20 protein-coding genes are annotated in these 23,152 nt (G+C 37.3%); 8 read left to right on the top strand and 12 right to left on the bottom strand.

The window, feature by feature from the left end:
* Positions 1-312 precede the first annotated feature (312 nt).
* The gene (norR, locus tag QUE72_RS16350; RefSeq protein WP_074496475.1) at positions 313-1,914 is read right to left on the bottom strand and encodes a nitric oxide reductase transcriptional regulator NorR; all 1,602 of its coding nucleotides are present in this window, start codon (positions 1,912-1,914) and stop codon (positions 313-315) included.
* A 171-nt stretch (positions 1,915-2,085) separates the two neighbouring features.
* On the opposite strand from norR, the gene QUE72_RS16355 reads away from it, so the two are divergent.
* Together QUE72_RS16355 and hmpA are read left to right on the top strand one after the other, a co-directional pair.
* Positions 2,086-2,358: a hypothetical protein gene (locus tag QUE72_RS16355; protein WP_074496474.1), complete on the top strand. Its 273-nt coding sequence runs from the start codon at positions 2,086-2,088 to the stop codon at positions 2,356-2,358.
* Positions 2,359-2,502: 144 nt separating this feature from the next.
* On the top strand, positions 2,503-3,684 hold the full coding sequence (hmpA, locus tag QUE72_RS16360) for an NO-inducible flavohemoprotein (RefSeq protein ID WP_286270174.1): 1,182 nt from the start codon (positions 2,503-2,505) through the stop codon (positions 3,682-3,684).
* Positions 3,685-3,803: 119 nt separating this feature from the next.
* On the opposite strand, the gene QUE72_RS16365 is transcribed toward hmpA, so the two are convergent.
* The 3 genes from QUE72_RS16365 to QUE72_RS16375 form a co-directional block, all read right to left on the bottom strand.
* Positions 3,804-4,847, bottom strand: a complete 1,044-nt coding sequence (locus QUE72_RS16365; protein ID WP_286270175.1) for an NADP-dependent oxidoreductase — start codon at positions 4,845-4,847, stop codon at positions 3,804-3,806.
* Positions 4,848-5,028: 181 nt separating this feature from the next.
* Positions 5,029-6,186: an iron-containing alcohol dehydrogenase gene (locus tag QUE72_RS16370; protein ID WP_286270177.1), complete on the bottom strand. Its 1,158-nt coding sequence runs from the start codon at positions 6,184-6,186 to the stop codon at positions 5,029-5,031.
* A 26-nt stretch (positions 6,187-6,212) separates the two neighbouring features.
* Positions 6,213-6,881 (bottom strand): type 1 glutamine amidotransferase domain-containing protein, encoded by a 669-nt coding sequence (locus QUE72_RS16375; RefSeq protein ID WP_407704981.1) that lies wholly within the window; start codon positions 6,879-6,881, stop codon positions 6,213-6,215.
* 174 nt (positions 6,882-7,055) lie between these two features.
* Here QUE72_RS16375 and QUE72_RS16380 point away from each other — a divergent pair, with 174 nt between their 5' ends.
* Together QUE72_RS16380 and QUE72_RS16385 are read left to right on the top strand one after the other, a co-directional pair.
* Positions 7,056-7,967 (top strand): LysR family transcriptional regulator, encoded by a 912-nt coding sequence (locus tag QUE72_RS16380; RefSeq protein ID WP_286270182.1) that lies wholly within the window; start codon positions 7,056-7,058, stop codon positions 7,965-7,967.
* 160 nt (positions 7,968-8,127) lie between these two features.
* Complete coding sequence (locus QUE72_RS16385; protein WP_286270184.1) at positions 8,128-9,420, top strand: methyl-accepting chemotaxis protein; 1,293 nt, start codon at positions 8,128-8,130, stop codon at positions 9,418-9,420.
* A gap of 140 nt (positions 9,421-9,560) precedes the next feature.
* On the opposite strand, the gene QUE72_RS16390 is transcribed toward QUE72_RS16385, so the two are convergent.
* A complete protein-coding gene (locus tag QUE72_RS16390; protein WP_286270186.1) occupies positions 9,561-10,439 on the bottom strand; it encodes an AraC family transcriptional regulator in 879 nt (292 codons plus the stop codon).
* Between the two features lie 661 nt (positions 10,440-11,100).
* Between QUE72_RS16390 and QUE72_RS16395 the strand changes: the two genes are divergently transcribed.
* A complete protein-coding gene (locus QUE72_RS16395; protein WP_286270188.1) occupies positions 11,101-12,801 on the top strand; it encodes an alpha-amylase family glycosyl hydrolase in 1,701 nt (566 codons plus the stop codon).
* A 147-nt stretch (positions 12,802-12,948) separates the two neighbouring features.
* Here the strand turns inward: QUE72_RS16395 and QUE72_RS16400 are convergent, their stop codons facing one another.
* Positions 12,949-13,377 (bottom strand): hypothetical protein, encoded by a 429-nt coding sequence (locus QUE72_RS16400; RefSeq protein WP_286270190.1) that lies wholly within the window; start codon positions 13,375-13,377, stop codon positions 12,949-12,951.
* Between the two features lie 258 nt (positions 13,378-13,635).
* Between QUE72_RS16400 and QUE72_RS16405 the strand changes: the two genes are divergently transcribed.
* Complete coding sequence (locus tag QUE72_RS16405; RefSeq protein WP_074496467.1) at positions 13,636-14,223, top strand: hypothetical protein; 588 nt, start codon at positions 13,636-13,638, stop codon at positions 14,221-14,223.
* A 323-nt stretch (positions 14,224-14,546) separates the two neighbouring features.
* Here QUE72_RS16405 and QUE72_RS16410 read toward each other — a convergent pair whose 3' ends face one another.
* From QUE72_RS16410 to QUE72_RS16435, 6 genes are all read right to left on the bottom strand, one after another.
* Complete coding sequence (locus QUE72_RS16410) at positions 14,547-15,131, bottom strand: hypothetical protein (RefSeq protein ID WP_074496466.1); 585 nt, start codon at positions 15,129-15,131, stop codon at positions 14,547-14,549.
* Positions 15,132-15,141: 10 nt separating this feature from the next.
* Positions 15,142-16,386, bottom strand: a complete 1,245-nt coding sequence (locus tag QUE72_RS16415) for a S41 family peptidase (protein WP_074496465.1) — start codon at positions 16,384-16,386, stop codon at positions 15,142-15,144.
* Positions 16,376-17,533, bottom strand: coding sequence for a serine hydrolase domain-containing protein (locus QUE72_RS16420; protein WP_286270194.1), 1,158 nt, complete (start codon positions 17,531-17,533; stop codon positions 16,376-16,378). Before QUE72_RS16420 ends, QUE72_RS16415 begins: the two co-directional genes overlap by 11 nt.
* Before the next feature lie 197 nt (positions 17,534-17,730).
* The gene (locus QUE72_RS16425; protein WP_286270196.1) at positions 17,731-18,912 is read right to left on the bottom strand and encodes a serine hydrolase domain-containing protein; all 1,182 of its coding nucleotides are present in this window, start codon (positions 18,910-18,912) and stop codon (positions 17,731-17,733) included.
* 216 nt (positions 18,913-19,128) lie between these two features.
* Positions 19,129-20,592 (bottom strand): S41 family peptidase, encoded by a 1,464-nt coding sequence (locus QUE72_RS16430; RefSeq protein ID WP_083601891.1) that lies wholly within the window; start codon positions 20,590-20,592, stop codon positions 19,129-19,131.
* 39 nt (positions 20,593-20,631) lie between these two features.
* Entirely contained in the window at positions 20,632-21,033 is a 402-nt protein-coding gene (locus QUE72_RS16435; protein WP_074496460.1) for a hypothetical protein, read from the bottom strand.
* Between the two features lie 205 nt (positions 21,034-21,238).
* Here QUE72_RS16435 and QUE72_RS16440 point away from each other — a divergent pair, with 205 nt between their 5' ends.
* Positions 21,239-21,928 (top strand): response regulator transcription factor, encoded by a 690-nt coding sequence (locus tag QUE72_RS16440; RefSeq protein ID WP_074496459.1) that lies wholly within the window; start codon positions 21,239-21,241, stop codon positions 21,926-21,928.
* Positions 21,921-23,150 carry an ATP-binding protein gene (locus QUE72_RS16445; protein WP_286270201.1) on the top strand — a complete coding sequence of 410 codons (1,230 nt, stop codon included), beginning with the start codon at positions 21,921-21,923 and terminating at the stop codon, positions 23,148-23,150. Before QUE72_RS16440 ends, QUE72_RS16445 begins: the two co-directional genes overlap by 8 nt.
* Positions 23,151-23,152 lie beyond the last annotated feature (2 nt).

Raw genomic sequence — 23,152 nt, forward strand, 5'->3', positions numbered from 1 at the left:
ACATTCATTTTTGATATTTTTTTATTAATAAAATAAGAGGAATACAACACCAATATAATGTGTAGACCACCAACAGATATAATGTATACAATATATCTGTTGGTAGGATCAAGTAAAAAAAGTAACTTACGGATGAAATTTTTTTATTTATAATTTGTGCATAAATATCTAAGAAAATTGAAAGCTATAAAGATAGACGGCTACAGGATAGGTTGGGTACCTATTACATTGTTAGTATCTATATAAGAACAATTATGTATATTGAATGACTATTGAGGACGTAAGCCACTCTATAACAGAGAAAACATTCCGTTAAAGTACTACTTTACCTACACGAATATTTAGCCTTTTTGATAGCCTGGTTAAATTTGCACGATCAACGGATAAATATTTAGCTGTTTTAGTCCAGTTTCCCTGATGTAGTTCCAGCGCTTGCTTAATTATTCTACGCTGATAGTCATCCATTAAAAGACGTAAATTCACTGTCTTTTCAAGCGTAATTGGCTGTGTGTTCTCGCTAGTTTCGCTCAGGTCATTAAGTTCATCTACCGCAAATGAATTCGCGCTTAATTCATCGCTATCAGCTGGATGAATCGTCACTATTTCTTTATGTTTATTTACAGCTGACACCTTTGCACATGCCTTTAGCGCGGCTCTACTCAGTAAGTGTTCAAGTTCACGTACATTGCCAGGCCAATTATACTCCTGCAACCTAGACATAAGATCAGGTGAAATTTTTAATTGATTAACGCCTAATTTACGTTTGGTGCGCTCAATAAAAAAACCTGACAATAAGGAGACATCACCCTCTCTTGCTCTTAATGGCGGAACGTTTACTGGGTATACATTCAACCGGTGAAATAAATCTGCACGAAAACGACCCGCTTCAACTTCTGTTTTTAAGTCTCGGTTCGTTGCAGCGATCACACGCACATCAATATTTATGACTTCATCTTGACCAACAGGTTGAATTTCTTGACTTTGTAACGCCCTTAATAATTTACTTTGTGCTGCTAATGGCAATTCTCCCACTTCATCAAGAAATAACGTACCGCCATTAGCAATTAAGAATTTTCCTGCCCTTTTATTCTCAGCGCCTGTATAAGCGCCTTTGATATGACCAAACAATTCACTTTCAACTAAATTTTCAGGTAAAGCTGCACAGTTAACATAAATAATCGCCTGATCGGCTCGGCTTGATTGTTGATGAATGCTATGTGCAACTAATTCCTTGCCCGTTCCGCTTTCGCCTTGTATTAATACAGAAAAATTGGATGGTGCCACTAATGAGATCTCATTTCTGAGTTTGTCTATCGCGCTACTTTTCCCAATGATTTCTAGATGGTTTCCGGAAACGCTTGGCTCACTTAATGCCCGCATCACTTCTTTAGAGCGAGTAACATTCGCCTCTAATACATCTACCGTTGAAGCAGTATGTAAACTTACTGACGCCATTGATGCAATTAAGGCTAATGAACGCTCAGAAATCTGTTCAAACACCCCGGGTGATAAGCTATCAAGTGTCAGAACACCGATTAAGTTATTTTCAAAATATAATGGGATCCCCATACAAGCATGAACGGGCAAATCACCATCAGTAGCAGATAATAGGCCATCGTATGGATCTGGCATTGTCGAGTTAGCTGGAAAACGAATCGCTTTTTTAGATTGGCATATAGCATTGAACCTAGGCTGTTCATTAATAATAAATCGACGCCCCATGGTTTCAACATCAAGGCCTTGAGAGGCTAAGGGCTTCAGGCAATCACCTTGATAAACCAATAACACTATGGCATCACAAATAATGACTTTTCTAATCGCGGTTAATAAATCATCAAACCGCTGCTGACTTGCAACACTTTGCGCTAACTCAATAGATAACTCGAGTAATTGGCTATCCGTTAGATTATTCATATCAAGCACCTTAATGACTCTTTATAAGTCAATATGACACACTTTATAAGTATGTCAAATTGACACAAGACAAAACTAAAAAACAAACAATGTTTTTAATAACAATACGTTATGAATATGGCACTATTATTGATTATATAAGTTCATTACTCATTAAAAAAATGAATCGATATGTACTCTAATTTTGCCCTAGCAACTAACCACCAATTAGATAACACTGAATTAAATTATCAAAAATGTATCATTATTGGTAACTGGACAATGATCGTTTCGTTCTTCATCACTGTTATGTGTTTGATGATCAATTTTTTGTTCGACTATCAATTCTCAATTGCGGTACAAATCAGTGCGCATGTTGCAACCATCCTTTTTGCTAGTTTGTTTAAAGTTAGTTATGTCATTCGCTGCATTGGTGTTCATGGCCTAGGGTTTAAAATTTTCTAAACACTATTATCTCAATAATCACCACTCATCTAATTTATTTCAGCATCTATCGTTACAATAACGACATAACGAAGGGCGCTGTACTTTTCTATTTTCTACAACCGACTGATGCTTTATGCATCACCCATTACCTTCGGAGTTTATATGTTATCTTCACAAGACATTAAAATTGTGCAATCAACCCTGCCACTCATTGAACAAGCGGGCACGCAAGTCACCGACCACTTTTATCATAGAATGTTTACCCACAACCCAGAATTAAAAGATATTTTCAATTTAAGTAACCAACATAGTGGTAAGCAAAAAGTTGCCTTATTTGAAGCTATTATTGCTTACGCTAAAAACCTCAATAACGTTTCGGTACTCAAGCATGCTGTGGAACGAATTGCCAATAAACATACCAGTTTTCACATCAAACCTGATAATTACGTCGTTGTAGGTCATCACCTCATTGAAACCATGCGTGAATTATTGACTGTTCATTTCACACAAGCCGTTGAAGAAGCTTGGAAGGCTGCATATGGAGTATTAGCAAATTTATTTATTCATCGTGAAGAAGAACTCTACTCACAACGAGAATCTATGACTGGTGGTTGGCGCGGAAAACGCGCGTTTAGTTTATTAGCAAAAACAACGGAGTCTTCACTTGTCACAAGCTTTATTTTTGAACCGGTTGATCAACAACCGGTTATGCATTATCAATCTGGGCAATATATCGGTATTGAGTTAAAGCCAACAACTTCTGACTTTAACGAAATTCGTCAGTATTCATTGTCAACAGCGCCGAACGGGAAAACCTATCGTATCTCAGTGAAACGCGAAACGGGCGAACACAAGGGCATAATGTCTAACTATTTGCATGATCATCTTAAACTTGGCGATATTGTTGATTTACATGCGCCAGCTGGCGACTTCTATTGGCAAGATAGACAAAAACCAGTGGTGCTTATCTCGGCAGGTGTTGGTGCTACCCCAATGCAAGCTATGCTAGATAGTTTGGCTGAAAGCCAGTACGAGTTTCCAGTTACTTATCTTCATGCCTGCGAAAATAAAGCATTGCATTCTTTTACTAAACACACAGAAAAACGTTGTAAAGAGCATGGATGGCAATATTTTACCTGGTACAACCAAGAAGTAAGTCATGATGAACATACGTTTGAAGGGTTTATCAATTTTAATCAGGTTGAATTACCCGCAGTAGATGGTGATTTTTACTTGTGTGGCCCAGTAGGCTTTATGAAATATGCAAAAGAAAGTTTAATTACATTAGGTGTTGAGCCAACACGTATCCATTACGAAGTTTTTGGTCCACATTCCACACTTTAAATGATTATAAAAAGAAAGTACGTATAAATACTGCTGTGCATTATCAAAATACGCAGCAGTATTTCATGATTGTAGCTAAAAGCATTTAAGGGCAATAACACCATCAATTATAATTACCGTTAACTTATATTATCTGGCCCAACTTGCACCACTAATTTACCAAAATTTTCACCTTCCAATAACCCAATAAATGAAGATACAGCATTTTCCAATCCATCAACTTTATGTTCCTTATACTTAATTTTTCCTTCAGTTAACCACTGGAACATATCGTGACTAAATTCATCATATCGATGGCCATAATCATCAAACACAATAAAGCCTTGCATTTTGATACGTTTAACCAATAACGCTCCCATTAACGCAGACATTCTGTCTGGACCTTCTGGTAACTCAGTTGCATTGTATTGTGAAATAAGCCCACATAAGGGCACACGTGCAGATGAATTTAATAAAGGTAAAACGGCATCGAATACTTTACCGCCAACATTTTCAAAATAGACGTCTATGCCGTCGGTGCAAGTTGCTGTCAATTGTTCGGATAAATCGTCATGGTAATGATCTAAACAAGCATCAAAACCAAGCGTGTCTACCGCATAATCACATTTTTCTTTACCGCCTGCGATACCCACTACTTTACAGCCTTTTATCTTGGCAATTTGTCCAACTAAGCTTCCTACCGCACCAGTTGCTGCGGCAACAACGACTGTTTCACCACGTTGTGGCTGGCCAATATCGAGCAACCCCATATATGCCGTTAATCCTGGCATACCTAATACACCTAAAGCATATGAAGGATTAGCCATATGGTTATCGAGTTTTATTAAGCCCTCGCCGTTAGAAATACTATAATCTTGCCAGCCACCAAACGCGACAACCCAATCGCCTTTTTGATAATCTGCATGATTAGATTGTTCGACACGGCATACACTGCCCCCCACCATTACGTCATTAATACCCACTGGCTCAGCATATGATTTTGCATCATTCATACGGCCTCGCATGTACGGATCTAGTGATAAGTAAACAGTACGTAATAACAATTCACCTGACTGTGGTGTTGGTAGTTTAGATTGTAAAAGAGTAAAGTTTTCATGTGTTGGCGCCCCTGATGGACGTGAAGCTAAAACAATTTGTCTGTTTTTTTGTAAGTTCTGAGTCATAAGCGTGGCTCTCTTTGTCAATATTAGGTCTCACTTATAAAAACCCTTTAAATAGATTCCGATAAGCGTTCAGATTAATCAATAAAATCAAAATAGTTGAGCTTTTGAGCCAACAAGAAACACATGAAGCTCATTGCTCAACCTTATAAATTTCGTCAATTAGGTCAGTGCTGTTGAGTCATTAACACGCAGTTTCAAGTATCTTTTTACTGACGTTGAGATCTATATCACTATGCTCTCCAAGTGCTACCATGCCATGTTGCTCTAACTTTTCAATAAGATCAGGTATATGTTGTTGATTTAAGTTAACGTCAGAAAGTCGTGTTGGCACGCCCATGTTTTTGAAAAAGTCTTCCGTTAAAGCAATTGCTTTAGCTATTTTTTGCTCGTCGCTACCTTCTGTTATGCCCCAAACACGATCTGCATATTGAATGAGCTTATCACGCTTGTCTTCGCGTTTTACTTTCATAACCGCGGGTAAAACAATCGACAGCGTTCTTGCATGATCAATATTAAAGCTGCCCGTTAATTCATGACCGATCATATGCGTAGACCAATCTTGAGGTACACCCGCACCAATCAAGCCATTGAGCGCCATGGTCGCTGACCACATGATATTAGCTCGAATAGTTAAATCTTCTTTCGTTTCAGCCTTTAGGGCTTTAGGGCCTTCTTCGATTAAGGTTTGTAATAAACCTTCCGCAAATCGATCTTGTACTTTTGCATTAACACTATAAGTTAAATATTGCTCCATCACATGAACGAAGGCGTCAACAACACCGTTACTGATCTGACGATCAGATAACGATAACGTCACCTTAGGATCTAACACTGCAAACTGTGGACATACCAATGGACTTGAGAATGGTAGCTTGTTTCCTTCACGTGTAACCACTGAATTGCCGTTACTTTCAGAGCCAGTAGCAGGTAACGTTAATACAGCGCCTATAGGTAACGCCTCTTCTACTGGCTCTTGCTTAGCAAGAATATTCCATGCGTCGTCACCTTTATATAAAGCGGCTGCTGCAATAAATTTAGCACCATCAACCACTGAACCACCACCCACTGCGAGCAAATAATCAATGTTATGTTGTTTAATCAATTCTTGTGCTTTCATTAATGTTTCATAACGAGGGTTTGGTTCAATACCTGAAAATTCAAACCATGTATGATCCGTTAACGCTGCTGCTACTTGGTCGTACACACCATTATGCTTAATTGACCCGCCACCATAAACGACCAACACGTTTGCGTCTGTTGGAATTTCACTACTCACTTGTTTAATTTGTCCGTCACCAAAATGAATTCTTGTTGGGTTATGGAAACTAAAATTTAACAAAATATATTCCTCAAAATTTAATATGATTATGCACTTAACGTACGAAGTAATTTTTCAGCTACTAATGCCGAGCTTGCAGGGTTTTGACCGGAAATAATCAAACCATCTTGAACAGCAAAAGCATGCCAGTCTTCGACTTTTTGGTAATCAGCACCACGTTTTACTAACTCGTCTTCAAGTGAGAAAGGTACTACCGCCGTTAACTGTACTCCTTCTTCTTCACTGTTAGTAAATCCGGCAATGGCTTTATTGTTAATCACGTAATCACAAGCACTATCTTTAACATTTAATAACGCTGCGGTGGCATGACAAACAACAGCGACTGGCTTTTCAGCCGCAAGGAATTGTACAATTAATTGAATAGAGTCTTTGTTCTCTGTTAAGTCCCATAGTGGACCATGGCCTCCTGGGTAAAACACTGCATCAAAGTCATTAGCGTTTATATCAGCTAACACCTTTGTATTTGCTACAGCAGACTGTGCCGTTGCATCATTGAAAAATTTAACGGTTGCTGGCGTTTGAGCATCTTCAGATTCACTATTCGGATCAATTGGCGCTTTTCCTCCAAGTGGTGAAGCAAGGGTAATATCAGCACCCGCTTCTTTAAACGCATAATAAGGAGCGGCAAATTCTTCAATCCAAAAACCTGTTTTTTCACCTGTGTTACCAAGTTGGTCATGAGAGGTTAATACCATTAATATTTTCTGTTTGTTCACTGTAGCCACCTATATGTATTAGTTTTATAAATAACGCGTTGATGAAATACAGTTTACATAACCAATAAAAATCTAACAATGCAGAGTAAATAAGCTTCTTTGTATCAATTAATGATACAATCACTTTTCCTTTTACCGCGATTGAAATAACTAATGGACTTATCGTTTGAAAAATTAAAAAGTATGGTGGTCTTCGCTCAAGTAGTTGAGCAAGGCACATTAAGCGGTGCTGCAAAACGTATTGGTTTATCAAGAGCGGTAGTGAGTTATCATATAAAAAAACTTGAAGCGCAATTAGGTATTAAGCTAATAAACCGTTCTACTCGTACATTATCGTTAACCGAGGCAGGAAGAGACTATTATCAACATTGTAGCATTATCGCAGAGCAAGCCTCAGCGGCCAATCAACAAATTGAAAACCTAAAAAATAACCCAACTGGCTTACTAAAGATCACTTGCCCAGTAAATGTAGGGCTGCAAACTATTGTGCCAGCCCTCAATGAATTTAGACACCGTTACCCTAATATTGAGCTTGATATTATGCTGACTGATGAAGTCGTTAATATCATCAAAGAAGGCATTGATTTAGCGATTCGCGGCGCTCCACTGTCAGATTCAGGGCTACAAGCCACTAAGCTATCTACCCTTAAAACTTGCTTATGTGGTTCCCCTGAGTATTTTAAAAAACATCCAAAACCACAACATCCAACAGATTTAAACCAGCATCAATGGGTAATCTACAAATTAACCTCAGGTACACTTGAGCTCACAAAAGGTACACGCTCGTTCAGTATAGAAATGAAAGGAAGCATTCAAACAAATAACGCTGCTGCTCGAACCGCCTTTGTCGAAGGAGGACATGGTTTAGGCAGAATACCTATTTATGATGCGAACCCAAAAATAAAACAAGGCAGTTTGATCTCAGTGCTTGATGATTACGTAATGAAAGATATTAACGTTTATGGTGTTTTTCCGCCGGGTGCGGCGGAGTCAAAAAAGTTACGGCTATTAATCGATTTTTTAAAGAGTTATTTTGTAAAATCTACTTTGTTAAATCCACTTTAGCTATATTGAACCTATTAGTAGCTTAACCATTTAAGTTGTTAAACCTCAACTGTAATACTAAAATTATTGGCTATATATAGCCCGAACGTACTTCCCTAACACGCTGAAAAATAGCGCGTTGCCGTTAAAACTCTTTACAGGCATTAACCACAAGATGTATATGTTTAATAAAAAAAACAAAGAAATTGAACAGCTAAAGCAAGAACTAGCTAAAGCTAAATCTGTTATTTCTGCAATTAATGATTCTGTCGCTAATATTGAATTCACTCCTGACGGTATAGTGTTAGATGCAAATAACATTTTCTTAGATGTTATCGGATACAACAAACAAGAAGTCATTGGCCAACATCATCAAATGTTTTGTCAACCTAACTATGTAAGTTCTTCCGACTATCAACAATTTTGGACTCAGTTAAAAAAAGGAGAACCTAAGTTCGGTCATTTCGAAAGAGTCACTAAAAATGGTGACATACTCTGGCTTGATGCTACCTACTTCCCAGTAAAAGAAAATGGTGCTGTTACTCGGATCATAAAAATAGCAAATGATATAACCGGTGATAAAAAAGCCCTTGTCGCACAGTCTGCTATTTCTGAGGCATTAGATAAATCGCTAGCAATGATTGAATTTACTCCACAGGGTGAAATCATTCATGCGAACCGTAACTTTCTCCAAACATTAGGCTACAACTTAACAGAAATTAAAGGTGGTCATCACAAAATGTTTTGTGATGACCAATTTTTACATGACAACCCTAATTTCTGGCAACAATTAGCAAACGGTGAGCATAAATCAGGACGCTTTAGTCGTTTAGATAAATACGGACATACAGTTTGGATAGAAGCGACTTATAATCCTATTTTTGACGAAAATGGCAAGGTGACTAAAGTGATCAAGTTTGCATCAGATATCACAAACAGGGTCGAAAAATCATTACAAGTGTCTCAAGTGGCAGAAGCAGCAAAAGTGACATCTGAACAAACCGAGCAGAGTGCCAATGATGCAAATGTAAAACTTGAAAAGTCGATTGAAACATCAGAGTTGATCTCTGCTCAAGTGCAAAATTCAATGGAATCTATTGGCCATCTAAACGAACAATCAAAAAACATTACAGCGATTGTTTCAACGATTAGTGCAATTGCAGAGCAAACCAATTTACTCGCGTTAAATGCAGCCATTGAAGCAGCTAGAGCAGGAGAACAAGGCCGAGGCTTTGCGGTTGTTGCTGATGAAGTAAGAAGTTTGGCAGCTCGTACTAGTCAATCAACCAATGAAATCAATGAGGTTGTGAAACTAAACGAACAATTAACCAAAGAAGCCACCGACATTATGCATCAAGTGGAAGGAACAACGAAAAAAAGTTTGACTCAAGTGTCAGAAGTGAGCGATGTAATGCGAGAAATTATTTCTCGAGCATCAAATTTAACAAATATGGTTAAAGATATCTCACATTGATACTATTGGCTTTTCAATAGACCCTAGATTTAACCTAATAATGTGTTTACCAAGGAAGTCTGATCTGACATTAATCTTCTATGGTTTTAACTAATAATGTCAGTCAGATATGAGCGAAAAAGAGATCTTGAAACTTTGCTTTATTGCTTGCGAATAACGGGTATCCACCAACGAATTCGCATCTCATTCATTGGCCTAAATGGGATAGGAAAATACGCCACTATGTCAGGCTTGTTCCCATCCCTTTCATAGCCAGTCGAGGGAAACCATTCACCATAGATATATCGGTTTGTTTTCATTGAAGTCTTATATGTACAATTAAACTCCGCATAAGTTGAACAAGGTACTGTATAAGCATCAAACCCATTGAAGCTATCCTCACTTGTTGCTTCAATGCCTAAAACATCCGTAAACTCATCCCGTCTTCCATTTTCTTTTGGAAAATATGCAGAAAGCAATGATGAATTTGTGATAGGGCATGGCCTACCGTTATTTAGCTGATATAGTTTTTTATAGTCTTCTGAACCAACATATTCCTTCCAGAATTTAGGCCCATCCTTAACAAAACTTTCGAACTCAAAACTTTTGCTTTTACCTATTATATTGAATTCTGGAACCTCAATTATTTTATAGTTCATATTTTCACCTACTTTATTGTCCTTAGGAAAGAAGACTCGTTTATATGAAGAAAGTGAAGTGCCTCCTAAGCGAGCTTTACTCGGGTTTATTCCGTGTATATTTCGAAATGCTCGAGTGAAAGCATTAGGAGATTCGTACCCATATTTTAATGCGATATCAACAATACTTTCGTTAGTATTCAACAACTCAACAGCAGCTAAGGTCAGTTTTCGTCTTCTGATATACTCAGCACAGGTAATCTTAAAATGAGCAAAGAACATACGATGGAAGTGGTATTTAGAACAACAGGCTTCCTTTGCTACATCCCCAATACTAAAAGCACTATCTAAGTTACTCTCGATATATTCAATTGCTAAATTCATTCGTTGTGACCAAGTCATATACTCAAGTCTCCTATAAAGAAGCTATGGTATTTAATCACTCTAGCACCTGTCTCACCTTTTCTTGCTGTTTTTAAATTATCTCAAAATTTAAAACCTTATAAATGAAAAAATGGCATCTAACTAAATTTTTTTCAGTGATAGAGGAAAAGGCTTCTCTATATCTTCTTGGATCAAAGACAAGTTAGCGATAACCCAAAAATGGCGCTATCCTGACACAGAGGAATTTTGATTAAACACTTTATTTTCAACTTATTGAGACAGTTCAACATATTCATTTCATTGTTAAATGATATTTATAATGTGTAATCTTTCCTCATTTTTTTATACTTATACAATTACCATTCTTGCAATAAAGTAATGTTTTTCTCTCATACTGTGAAACGCTGCTAATTACACCTAGCAACCTCAGCCATCAATACTTAACAAATAAATGAAGATTATAAAAACACTAAAAAAACCGAAACACATTCATCAAACTTGAATACGTATGCAGTTAGTGTACTTCTCATATCGATAGCGTAATACTCTTTGGACGTGTTCAAAAAATAATAAAAAAATTTAACCATGCTCAATAAAGTGCACTCTAGCGCCATAAGCATCATTGTTCTTTTATTGAATTAGCTTTGTTTGAGGATGTCTCTCAATAATAAGGAAAAAAATGAAACCATATACAGTAAAGTTCAAGTGCATAGTACTCGTAATTTTATCGTTACTATTCACCAGTTCTAGCCATGCAAAAACATCGACAACAACCAATAACGCTATCGACCCATTTTGGAACAACGCTGTAATATATTTCATGATGACTGATAGGTTTTCGAATGGCGATAAATCAAATGATCAGGCATTTAATAGAAAAAAAGATGGTGCGCTTCTACGAAATTTTATGGGCGGGGATATTAAAGGTATCACTCAAAAAATAGAAGATGGCTACTTTGCAGCGCTTGGTGTCAATGTACTTTGGATGACACCGCTAATAGAGCAAGTACATGGCTATTGGGATGAGGACTGGGGACGAAGCTACCCTTTTCATGGTTACTGGCCTAGAGATTGGACTAAGGTAGATCCTAACTTTGGCACAGAAGCTGAGATGAAAACCATGATTGATACTGCACATGCACATGGTATTCGTGTTTTAGCCGATGTGATCATCAATCATACAGGGCCAATGACAAATGTAGACTCTGCTTGGCCATCTGATTGGATACGCACTGAACCTGTTTGTCAGTGGCATAATTATAAGAATAATGTTCATTGTGCCGTTGCTACAAGTATACCCGATATACGTACTGACTCAGAAAAGCTAGTTAAGTTACCGTCGTTTTTACTTGAAAAATGGCAACTTGAAGGAAGAAAACAGCAAGAAATTGCAGAACTTGATGCCTTTTTCGATAGAACACAGCTACCTCGCGCACCCAAATATTACATTATTAAATGGTTAACTGATTGGGTAAGAGACTATGGTATCGATGGATTTCGTGTTGATACTGCCAAACACGTTGAAGCTGATATTTGGCGTGTGTTAAAAGCCGAAGCATCACTTGCATACAATCAATGGAAATCACAAAATCAAACAGCATTAGATGATGACAAAGACTTTTTTATGATTGGTGAAATCATGCACTTAGGCGTTAATGGTTTTAAAAATACACCATCTGGTACTCGAAAATACGACTATGGCGATAAGCAGGTTGATTTTTATGATTATGGCTTTGATAGTTTAATTAATATGGGCTTTGCAACCCATGCAAATTTACCAATGGAAACACTTTTTAGTATTTATTCAGCAGAACTTAATCAAGGCGCGTTTAAAAACGTTGGTATTTTAAATTATGTCGTCTCGCATGATGACCCTGAACCTTATGATAAAGAGAGAACCACACCATTTAAAACTGCTTTAAAACTCATGTTAGCGCCAGGTGCCGCACAAATTTATTATGGTGATGAGCTGGCCAGAAATTTACAGGTAAAAGGCACTATTGGTGATGCAACATGGCGTTCATTTATGAACTGGCAAGATCTTACAAAAAATGAAACTCAAAACCTTTTAAAGCATTGGCAAAAACTTGGTACTTTTAGGCATAACCATCTTTCAGTAGGGGCGGGTGTACATAAACAGCACAACGAAAAACCCTATATATTTAGTCGTAAATATATCGCTAAAGCAAAATCAGACAATGTTCTTGTTGGCATTGATTTAAACAAAGGGCATAAAACGTTATCAACTTACCAAGCCTTTAAAAATGGTACGGTGCTTAAAGATTACTATTCTGATACGTTAGTCACGGTAAAAGATAATAAAATAAAATTGAATACCAATTTCAGTATTGTACTGCTAGGCAAAGTAAGTGATAACTAACGTTTATACTTTATCGACGCATTTAACGTGTAATCAATTTACCTAATTAGAAAACCCTGATGTAACCATCAGGGTTTAAGAATAAGTGAGTTCACTGGTAAGATAACGTTTGTATCAGTTTTCAATTATTACACTTTATAAAATTGATTAAAATTTATATCCAATATTTAACGTAATAAATGGTGTAGTTTCAATTTCTCCTCTATCGGCGAACCAATGATATTCATCCGATCGAGTAAAACCAACACCAGTCCCCATGACAAAACCATTATTTTCTAATCCGTTAACGTGGTAATCATACGTCACAAATAAAAAACCATATTCGGCCTGAATGCTTTCTTTACCAACAACAAAGCCGTATGCATGCTTATTTTTTTCATCACCAAATGTAGTTTGGGTACCCAATGCAAAACCTGCAACACCAATTGCCGCATAGTATTTTGTTGATGTTGTTTTGTAACCCAGCTGAGCACCAATAATGCCACCGTATTGGTGACCTAAGCCTATCGTAGTTTCATACTCGCCAGCAAAAGATAGCGACGGTAACAAAGCCAAAGTAATGAGTATTTTTTTCATAGAAAATCCATTTGATACAAATTGATAAACGAATTACCAATAAATGTTGAAGGTGTGCAACTGTATCAGTCTAACGGTCAAATAAAGGTAAAATATTGCGTTGTTTGTCAGGCTCGTTCAAGTCCCCCTTTGCTGATCAGTGCAAAGCAAAAGTTACGCAGTATTTTTATATTGATTAAGATAGTTCACCCTTGGTTCACTTCTGGCTTGATATCTTTGCTTTCACTTTACTTAATAAAGCTATTTTAAAGGAAGATTATGAAATCTATAGTGTCAAACCTCTCAATTATTGCGTTAATTTTAGGGGGACTTTCTGCTAACGCTTCACAAGATTATAATTTTTTGCAAGCGCATGGAATTGTCAAATCTGAATACTCAGATATTGACCAATTTGGGTTAAACGGTTTTGAAGTACGTGCTAGCAAGCGTTTGCAAAACGTGTTTGGTGAACTCCGCTACCGAGATCTTAACGATACAGAGGATGGTATTAAGTTCGAAGAAGACCGCTGGAGCGCAAGTTTAGGTTACATCATACCGTTTTCTGAATTAATGCATTTCGATGTACGTGCGAACTACGGCAACATTGAAGCTGAATTAAGCAATAACAACGGCCGCACTGGTTTTGACGTTGACTATTACGGTGCTAGTGGTTTTGTTCATTACTCGGTAGCTAGAGATATCAGCCTTTACGCAGGATTAGAACTTCAGAACACAAAAGATGCACCAAATCAAAAAGCCTATCACCTTGGTGCAAACTATGCCTTTGATAAACTATCTATAGGTACTGAGTACGTTAAATACTCAGACTCTGATGCACTCAGTTTATTTTTACGATACACTTTCTAGGCAAATGAAAGCGAACAAAAATAAGTTCGCTTTTCCCTTCGATAAATTATGCATTTTTCTATACGCTTTTTCGTTAAATCACAAGACATACTTTACTGAACAAAAACTGAACAACCAAAACCAGTGTTCAAATTGTTGTTTTGTAGAAATCGATAAAGCCTTTCAGTAACTGAGTCACTTAATTGAATAAATGCCCTAATCAATATTCCTATATGTAGACAACGTATTTTTCGCATAATCCCTGATAGGCGCTAACCGTTTAGTAATAATACAAAATCATACTTCTAATAGACAAATAGCGCTTCTTTAGGATAATAACAAGACTACTTTTCAGGTTTTGCTAATTGTTGTTTTAGTATACTCATCATCACCTTAACTTGACGGTTTGATGCAAATAATACTTCAGAGGGTTCATTTCGAATCGCTGCATTTGCTTGAAGGAAAATAGCACCATAATCGATCTCCATCGTTGGCTCACCGTACAAGGTTTTAAAACTCGATATAAATGCTTGCTTTTCTTCTTTTGGAAATAAAATCCAAACAATATCTAACTGATCGTCTTGAAAGACGAGTTCTACATTCCTTGCCTGTCCGCCATACATAAAGCCAGAGCAATTGATTTGAGTTTGTGACGTTTTAGCTAACGGGGCAGTTATGGGGGTTATATTTTGAACCTCAATGGATAAACATTCTTTATCTATATCCCTCCTAACGTCCTCTAATGTACTACCAAAAGAAAACTGCATAGGTTTAACAAATGTCTTTTCATCGGCATGTGCACCAACCATAATTGATAAAAGAGAGATAAAAACTAATTTTCTAACCATATTTATAAATTCTTCATGTGGGTAGTAGTACTCAATAATTGAGTTAAAATATTTGATACTGTATTTCGTAGCATTATTCATATGCTAATTACTATGGTTTTTGCAGATGACCAAGACTTTCGATCACTTCATTTAGCACATTATCTTCGCCTTGTGAGTAACTTTCCCAATCATGTTTTATCAGCCTGTCTGGCTGAACTCCTTCAGTTATCATTTCTTGAATTCGGAACAAACGTTTTGAATAAGTAATACGCAGCTTTGAATTTGGCAAAACAAATTCGCCCATGTCTTGATAGCCAGTTGGATTTGAACCCGTTGGCGTACCTACCACTTGCGCATTAAGTAACTGACGGAACAGTGCCGCGTTACTGGCTCCCGCAGAGAAAGTAACGCCACTTGTAAGTACATACACGCCATTTTTCCAATCAACGCTATCAACAAGATTTAAGGCATTTGCTAACACTAATCCAATATAGAGATCTCCCCCGCCATTGTTTCGCAAATCAATGACTAATTGCTGACTTTGATTGTGCGTTGTAAACTCAATCAATTTTTCGACAAAACCCACCACTTCTTCGAAACTAGGGTAGTTGTCAAAACGAATGTAAGTTGCTTTGGTACCTTCAATGTTTGTATACCACAGATAATCAAAGTCAGCATTTTTAGGTTTCCCAACCGCTGAACTTTGAATACTTAAGTGTTCATATTGCTGCTGTGCTAATTCGCTTTTAGGTAAAGCTTTCACTGTTAAATTAAGCTTTTTATTGTCGGCTGTTACCAACCCAAATACCGCTTTTTGAGCAGACTGAGTAATTTTTAAGGTATAAAGTAGCTCACTAATAGGAAGATAATTTCCTATGCGAACCACTTCAGAGTGGGAGTTTTCAACATATTGAACTACGTTCGAAAGCTTTCTCTCTACCTCTTCAATGTTTGTTCCATCGATACTTTCTAATCTTGCACCCAATAGTTCCTTTTTATCTACTGATACTTTCACGACGCGCCATTGATTGCTGATCTTTTTAACCGACATTGGAAATGCATGTGTTTCCCAATTTGTTATAGAAACAGCAGTATGTCCATCACCAATTTTACGCGTCAAGCGCATAAGCTTTACAGCAATTTCCCAATCCGACAGATGGTCAATTGATTTACTAATAGTATTAAGGGTGCTTTCGAAGCTTGCTTTATCGATTTGGTGATATAAATCAATATGATTACTTTCTAATGCTTGATGATAAAGAGCCAAATCTGACAGCCATTGCTCCTTTTTCGTGCTCTGTGCGCAAGCAATACTTGATATAAACACTAGAACAATAATGAATTTACTTTTCATTTTCGACGAACCTTTGTATGTAAGTTAGTATTTTGATCGGTGCCACAATTGACTGCTTAACTTGGCTGGCTTGGTTTAATGTGCCAGACAGATAAACATCTAAACGAGGACAATAAAACATGAACGAAGATGTGCTCCCTGTGTGTCCAATCATTGATAAGTCTGGCCCTGAAGGAAGCCGCTCTCTTATATGAACTTTTCGTAAGCCAAAACCATAATAAATGCCTTTGCTTTCTGGTATCCATTTTTGCATCTTTTTTAAAGTGCTTTGACTTAGGAAATTTGATCCATAAAGCGCTAATTGAAACCTATTGATATCTTGAGCGTTAGACACCAACCCGCCACCGGCCCAATCTAAACTTAAGCTTTTAAAGGTCGATATTTCCAGATTATCAACATAAATTTCAGCCATTCTACTTGTTGGTAAAATAGGCTTAGCACGCAAATGCATGTAAGTGTGATTCATGTTAAGGGGCATAAAAATATGTTGCTTGAAAAAATCATGCAAATGCATACCGCTCACGCGTTCTATTACCATACCTAATAAAATATAGCCGGTATCACTATATTGATAACCTGTCCCAGGTATAAAATGTGGCTTCATATTCTGCTTTGCTATATTCAATATCTCTTGTGGCGTCCAAAGTTTTTCTGTATTTGAATGCAATAAGGTCATCGCATTTGCGCTACCATCAGTAGTTTTTCCTTCAAAATAGTCGGGAAGTCCTGATGTATGCTGCAAAAGCTGTGCAATGGTTATTTCATGAGAATAATCTTTTCCTTGAAACAGGTGTATTCCACCGATAATTCTATTAGGTAAATATTTACTTATTTTATCGGTTAGGTTTAAACGGCCTTGTTCGTAAAGCATGGCGATAGCCGTTGCGGTAAATGTTTTACCAATACTTGCGAGATAATATGGGCTAGCTTTAGTGACCTTATCACCGCTTTTGAATTTTCCTGCAGCAAAGCTATAATCAATATTTTTTGAGGGAGAATAGACTGCCCATGATGCACTGTGTACGTTTATATTTGACATTGTTTCATTAAAAAGCGTTTGTATTTCATCATGAACGGCCCTCCAATCACTTGCTTGAAGAGAGAGCGTAAAGAGGAGACCAAAAACAAAAGCAATAAAAGTGTTCATAGGTTACCTGCCGCAGAAGCATCTTGCATAATACATAGGGCACAAAGCACACAACTTGTAATTCCTTTGTTCATTTTCATTTTTTCGTCACGAATATCTGTATCAAAAACATAAGGCCTTCCTTGGCATATTTATTTGGCACCAATTGCCAACACTATTCTATTTACCAATCTAAATTCTAATTTTTATCGATATATTTATTCCTCAAGTAGAGAACTTAATACGGTTTGAACCAACTCATCGGTTTGCTCCATGCATTCAGCATTTCCATTGCAATTAAAGAAGGTTGTCACTGTCGTGTCTATTTCTTGAATATAAATATTTGATGTTTTATATCCTGCTTCTTCACCACCATGGTGGTATAAGGTGAAATCGCCAGATATGTTTTTAAACATACCTAAACCAACATAAAACTGACTCGTTGCATCCACTAAGTTAATGCTTTCTTCTCCTAGCAATAATTCTCGGATGTCGTCATTGACAATAGTATCGTCAGTCATGATTGCTCTTAAAAGTGTAGACAAGTCTGTTACTGTCGTTGCAAGTGGCGCATCTGCTACCCCCACGTTTTCATAAAAGGGTTTAGTATTAATAATTTCACCGTCATCATTTACATAGCCAGAAATGATGTCACCTAAACTTTTCTCATGACCAAGATAGAAAGTGTCGTTAAGCCCTAGTGGCTCAATGATACGATTACGCATTGCTATATGATGATGTTCACCAAGTACTTCATCTAAAATTAAACCAGCCAATAAGTAACCTGTATTCGAATAGTTAAAACCTTCACCAGGTTTAAAGTAAGCTGGCCGATTTAACGCAAACTGTAATGCATAAGCATCCGTTTTAAGGGTTTCAACATCAGAAAAACCAGTATCAAACCACTCATCTGAAGTGCGATCATCAAGGTAATCGTACAAACCTGATGTATGGTTTAGCAGTTGACGCAACGTCATTTGTTCACTGTATTCAATTTGAGAAAGCAGAGAGTCAGGTAACCAAGTATCAATGGTATTATCAATATCTAATAGGTTATCTTGATGTAAGAGCGCAGTTAAAAGCGCGGTCGCTTTTTTACCCGCGCTTCCAGCTGGCATTGCATGGTAAGTTTGCATAGTTTCTAGTGTATTTATATTCGCTAATCCAGCCGCACCTAAAAACGTAGTTTCAGGCCCATCAATTGCTAGAATAATACCCGGTACATCACTGTTGATCGCTTTACCTATAAGCTTTTGATAGTCAAACTCTTGTACTATAGGAGTTGGTTGCGGATTAGTGCTAGCATTTGAGCTTGACCCCGAACCACCACAAGCTGAAAGTATTGCTACGCTGAGCATCGGCAACAGCAATTTAAGTTTTAAGAAGTTATTAGTCGTCATGTTAAAATCCTTTATATCTATTTATGAAAAAGCACGTAAACGAGAAGTTACAGCTTGATTAACTACCACTCGCTAACATTTAGGGGTAAGTATCACAAGGCACAGGTCAAACAAAGGTGAAATCCCATAGCTTTTGTGAGCTAACTCGCTCTATGAAGAAATGAAACGACAAATAACAGCCAATACACTGCTATTTGTCTTTTTAGGTAGACTCAATTACTGATTTGAGAGGAGTTCGAACGCCGCTTCTAAAGCTAGGTCTTCTAGCGCACTTCGCTCTGATCGAACGAAAGCTGGATGTTCAATATCTACGGGAACGCCTTTTCCTTCTAACCACTCGCCATGTGTTGTTAGATAATATTCATTAGAAAGACCAAACTTAAGGCCTGATGGTAGCGTTTTTTCTAAGACATCAGAAAACTCACCTTGTGTTCTTTCGCCCATGATATTGACATGTGGTAGATTTGCCATCGTCATTGTAAATACTTCAGCAGCGCTCAGAGTGCTGGCACTCGTTAATAACACGACAGGGTTTAGGTATTGAAAATTGCCTCGGGGTGAAATGTGAACTTCTCTTATCGGTGTTCTTGCACTACCATGGCGAGCCTGCTTTTGATAAGCAAATACTTGCTGATCAGTAAACCGACTGGCGATAGCTAATGAAATAAAGTCATGACCACCATTGTTACGGCGAACATCAATAATTAACCCTTTGGTATATTGTAAATCATTTAATGCTTGTTCAAGTGAAGCCTCTAATATTGATAACTCTTGCTCGTCATCATCAGAACCTGCGAAACCTTGCATGCCAGCTATTTGCAAATAACCTATTCCATCAACTTGAAACCACATTAAATTTTCATTAGCACCTATGGTTATGTCTGATTCATTTTCGGCGTAATCAACGATAATATCGTTCATCAAGTCATTTTGTTCGACAATATAAGCAATTGCAGCTTGCTCTTGAGTTGAATTTTCTATTTGATCAATTCCATTAAGCTCAAGGAATTCATTAAAAAATATAGTGGTAAAATAGGGCTTGTTTGGAAAACTGACCTCTAGTTCCTCTCCAATTCCTGTATGGCCATCCTTTAATGGTTCGATCATATCAACTAAGGCTCGAATTAGGGTGAACTCTGTAGGATCTGCCGCTAATAGTTGTTGAGCTGAAATATACATATTTTCCCAATCTAGTTGTTGAAGTTCTATTGAAATAGATAGCTCTTTAAATGTTTGATAGAAATAAGTTAAGTCTCGCTCATAATTTACACTATATTCTTCATTCCCCACTTGTGGCATAAACCCTTGTTCACATGCTATTGGCATTGATAACTCTTTACTAAATAATATCCCTGGAGCGTAAATTTCACGAGCACCGTAACCAAGCATTTGTTCGATTTCAGTATTGTTCTGTAACGATAATGCTTCTATTAAATCTGCTTCTTCTAACCCATTTAGCACTTCGTCAACAAAACAAAAGTCACTGGTATAGTCAAACAAAGTCAATTGAGTTTCTTTAATTTCCAAGCCTTTACCATAGGCAGGTGCTAGCCAAATCCCTTGATACTTATTCAGTGGTGTATCAGTTTTTATTGGAACTTTCATGGAACCTGAAGAGCCATCACATGCAGTAAGCATTAGTGTGATTGTTCCAACCATTATCCCCTTTAATACCTTCATTATTGCTCCTATTTCAAATCGATTAATAACAGATAAAACTTAGCCAAGGTTTTCAGTTGGACATGGGATGCTTTTTAACTGGTATCCAGGCACAAACCAATTAACTAAAATGATATTCTCTGGATTTAGCTCCACACTGATGCAGTAACGTTGATTGGGTTTAATTTCTAACGAAAGTTCGTTGGCTAAATCGACTATAGCTTTGACATTAAAATCAACAAAGCCAGCAGGTACTTTAGTTGTCATTTGTTCGCCGCTAGATAACGTGTAATAGTACTTTCCATTCCAACCTATATAGGTATCTGACACACTGCCTTGCAGCTGGTTTGTACGATAGAAAGTAACCTCGCCATACTGAGAACTTTTTTCTTGTTGCAGTACCGCCGTGCTGGTACAGCCACTCGCTAACACAACGGCTAATAAAATAATGATTTTTTTCATCTTGAACCCTCGCTAAATATAAATAATGATTTGTGCAACTTGTTTTAATGGCGAAAGAATAAATGGGTTGAGGTAAAATTGAGGTGAAGTGCAGTTGTTTTCATTTTAAAAGGAAATATTTTATGGTAAATACTTTTATTTCTTCACCGTTAAATCACCTCATTGTGGTTATATTGCCCTCAGTCTTAACAAGAAAGGATGATCCATGAATAACAAAATGACCGCTTTGTTAATTGAAGATAATCAAGCTATTGCTAAGCAAATTTTAAGCTTCCTTGAAGGTCATGGATGGACAGTTGATTATGCATCCACAGGCAAACTGGGAATAGATCTCGCTGTAAGGTTAAAATTCGACGTCATAATATTAGATTTAAATCTACCCGATATTGATGGCCTAAGTGTTTGTAAAGCGATAAAACAAGAGGCTAATATAAACCCTCCTATCTTAATGCTGACAGCAAGAGATTCTTTTGAAGACAAACACAAAGGGTTTAGCTTAGGTGCTGATGACTACCTAACCAAACCTTTTGATTTAAGGGAGCTAGTATTGCGATGTGATGCTTTATCTCGCCGCACTCAACTTCATGAAGAGCACATCATCAATCGTGGCCATTTATCAATAGATAGCAGAGCTCACCAAGCAACCTGGCATGGCCAAACAATCAAACTGACAAAAGTTGGTTTTATCATATTGAAAAAGCTTGTTAACGATTATCCTTATCCCGTCAGTCGCTCAGACATTATTGAACAAGTATGGGGGGATGAACCACCGGAAAGCAATGCACTTAAGTCTCACATATACACTCTAAGAAAGTCCTTTGAAAAAGTCGGTATGGGGGAAGTTTTGTGTACTATCAGCAACATTGGATATCAGTTAAAGGATTTAGATGATTAAATTAAGAAAGCTAAACAGTCGCCTTTTGATTGCATTTTCGGTCCTTTCAACCGTTGTTTGTTTATTCTTTATTCAGCTTTCGATGCTACTTGTTGAGCAAACGAAAGAAAATACTTTTCATCAAATTCTGGTCTCAGAAGCAGTCAAAATCGAGCAAGCATATGCCACTAGCGGTGAAATAAAAACAATTGATAGTTCGATCATTAAGGTTTACCAGAATGAAGAGGAATTACAGGCTATATTGCCGGACCCGGATACATCACTTATAACCTATAACGGTGCGCTACTAAATATTGAACCATATTTAATTTTAAGACAAGAACTATCACCTTTGGTGCCAATTTGGCTAGTCATCAACACAAACACACTTGATAGCGTGACTAATGTTGCTGATTATATGATGTTGTTTTTATACAGTATCGTCGCAGGTGTTATTTTACTCACTTTTCTTAGCTCTTGGTATTTGGCAAAGCTTTTATCTTTGCCTATACAAAGGCTTACCGAAGGTGTTATTGAAAAAAAACAATCTACTCGCGTTGAGCTTTATGGTTGTAACAGAAGTGACGAAATTGGTACTTTATCAAGATCATTTGAAAAAGCATTTAATGAACTAGAGCAAGCACTTAAGCGGGAGCAAAATTTCACACGCGATGTAAGCCATGAATTAAGAACACCTATTACACTGATCAAGAACACTTTGACTCTGAATAAACATAACCCCGTTGACCACTCTCAGGCGGAAATATTGCAACAAGCATCACAGGAGTTGGAACAAACGGTTGAAGTGCTGCTAGCACTTGCCAGACAAGAGAATTTAACATTTGAACCGTGCCTTATTCTACCTATCATAGAGAAGACCATATTATCTATCTATAACTGTTTCCCTAAGCTCATTTTTGATGTAAATATTGATCTCAGCTCAAAATTAGAAGTTATTGGCAACCCTTACTTAATAAGTCTACTTTGCCAAAACTTAGTTAACAACGGCTTTTATCACGGCGCAGGTGGCAGCATGGTCATTTACTCTCAAAATAATACCATCGTTTTTGTAAACAGTATTACTAAAGATAAAGCCCGCCCCTATTATCAAGGGCTAGGCCATGGCCAATACTTAGTAACACGCATTGCTGAAGAAATGAACTGGGGGATTAATATAGAGCAAACCATTGACTCATATAAGGTTATACTCACACCGCCCATAGCAAACAACCGAGTAGATTAATA

Source organism: Thalassotalea hakodatensis (assembly GCF_030295995.1).
Classification (GTDB): Bacteria; Pseudomonadota; Gammaproteobacteria; order Enterobacterales; family Alteromonadaceae; genus Thalassotalea_C; species Thalassotalea_C hakodatensis.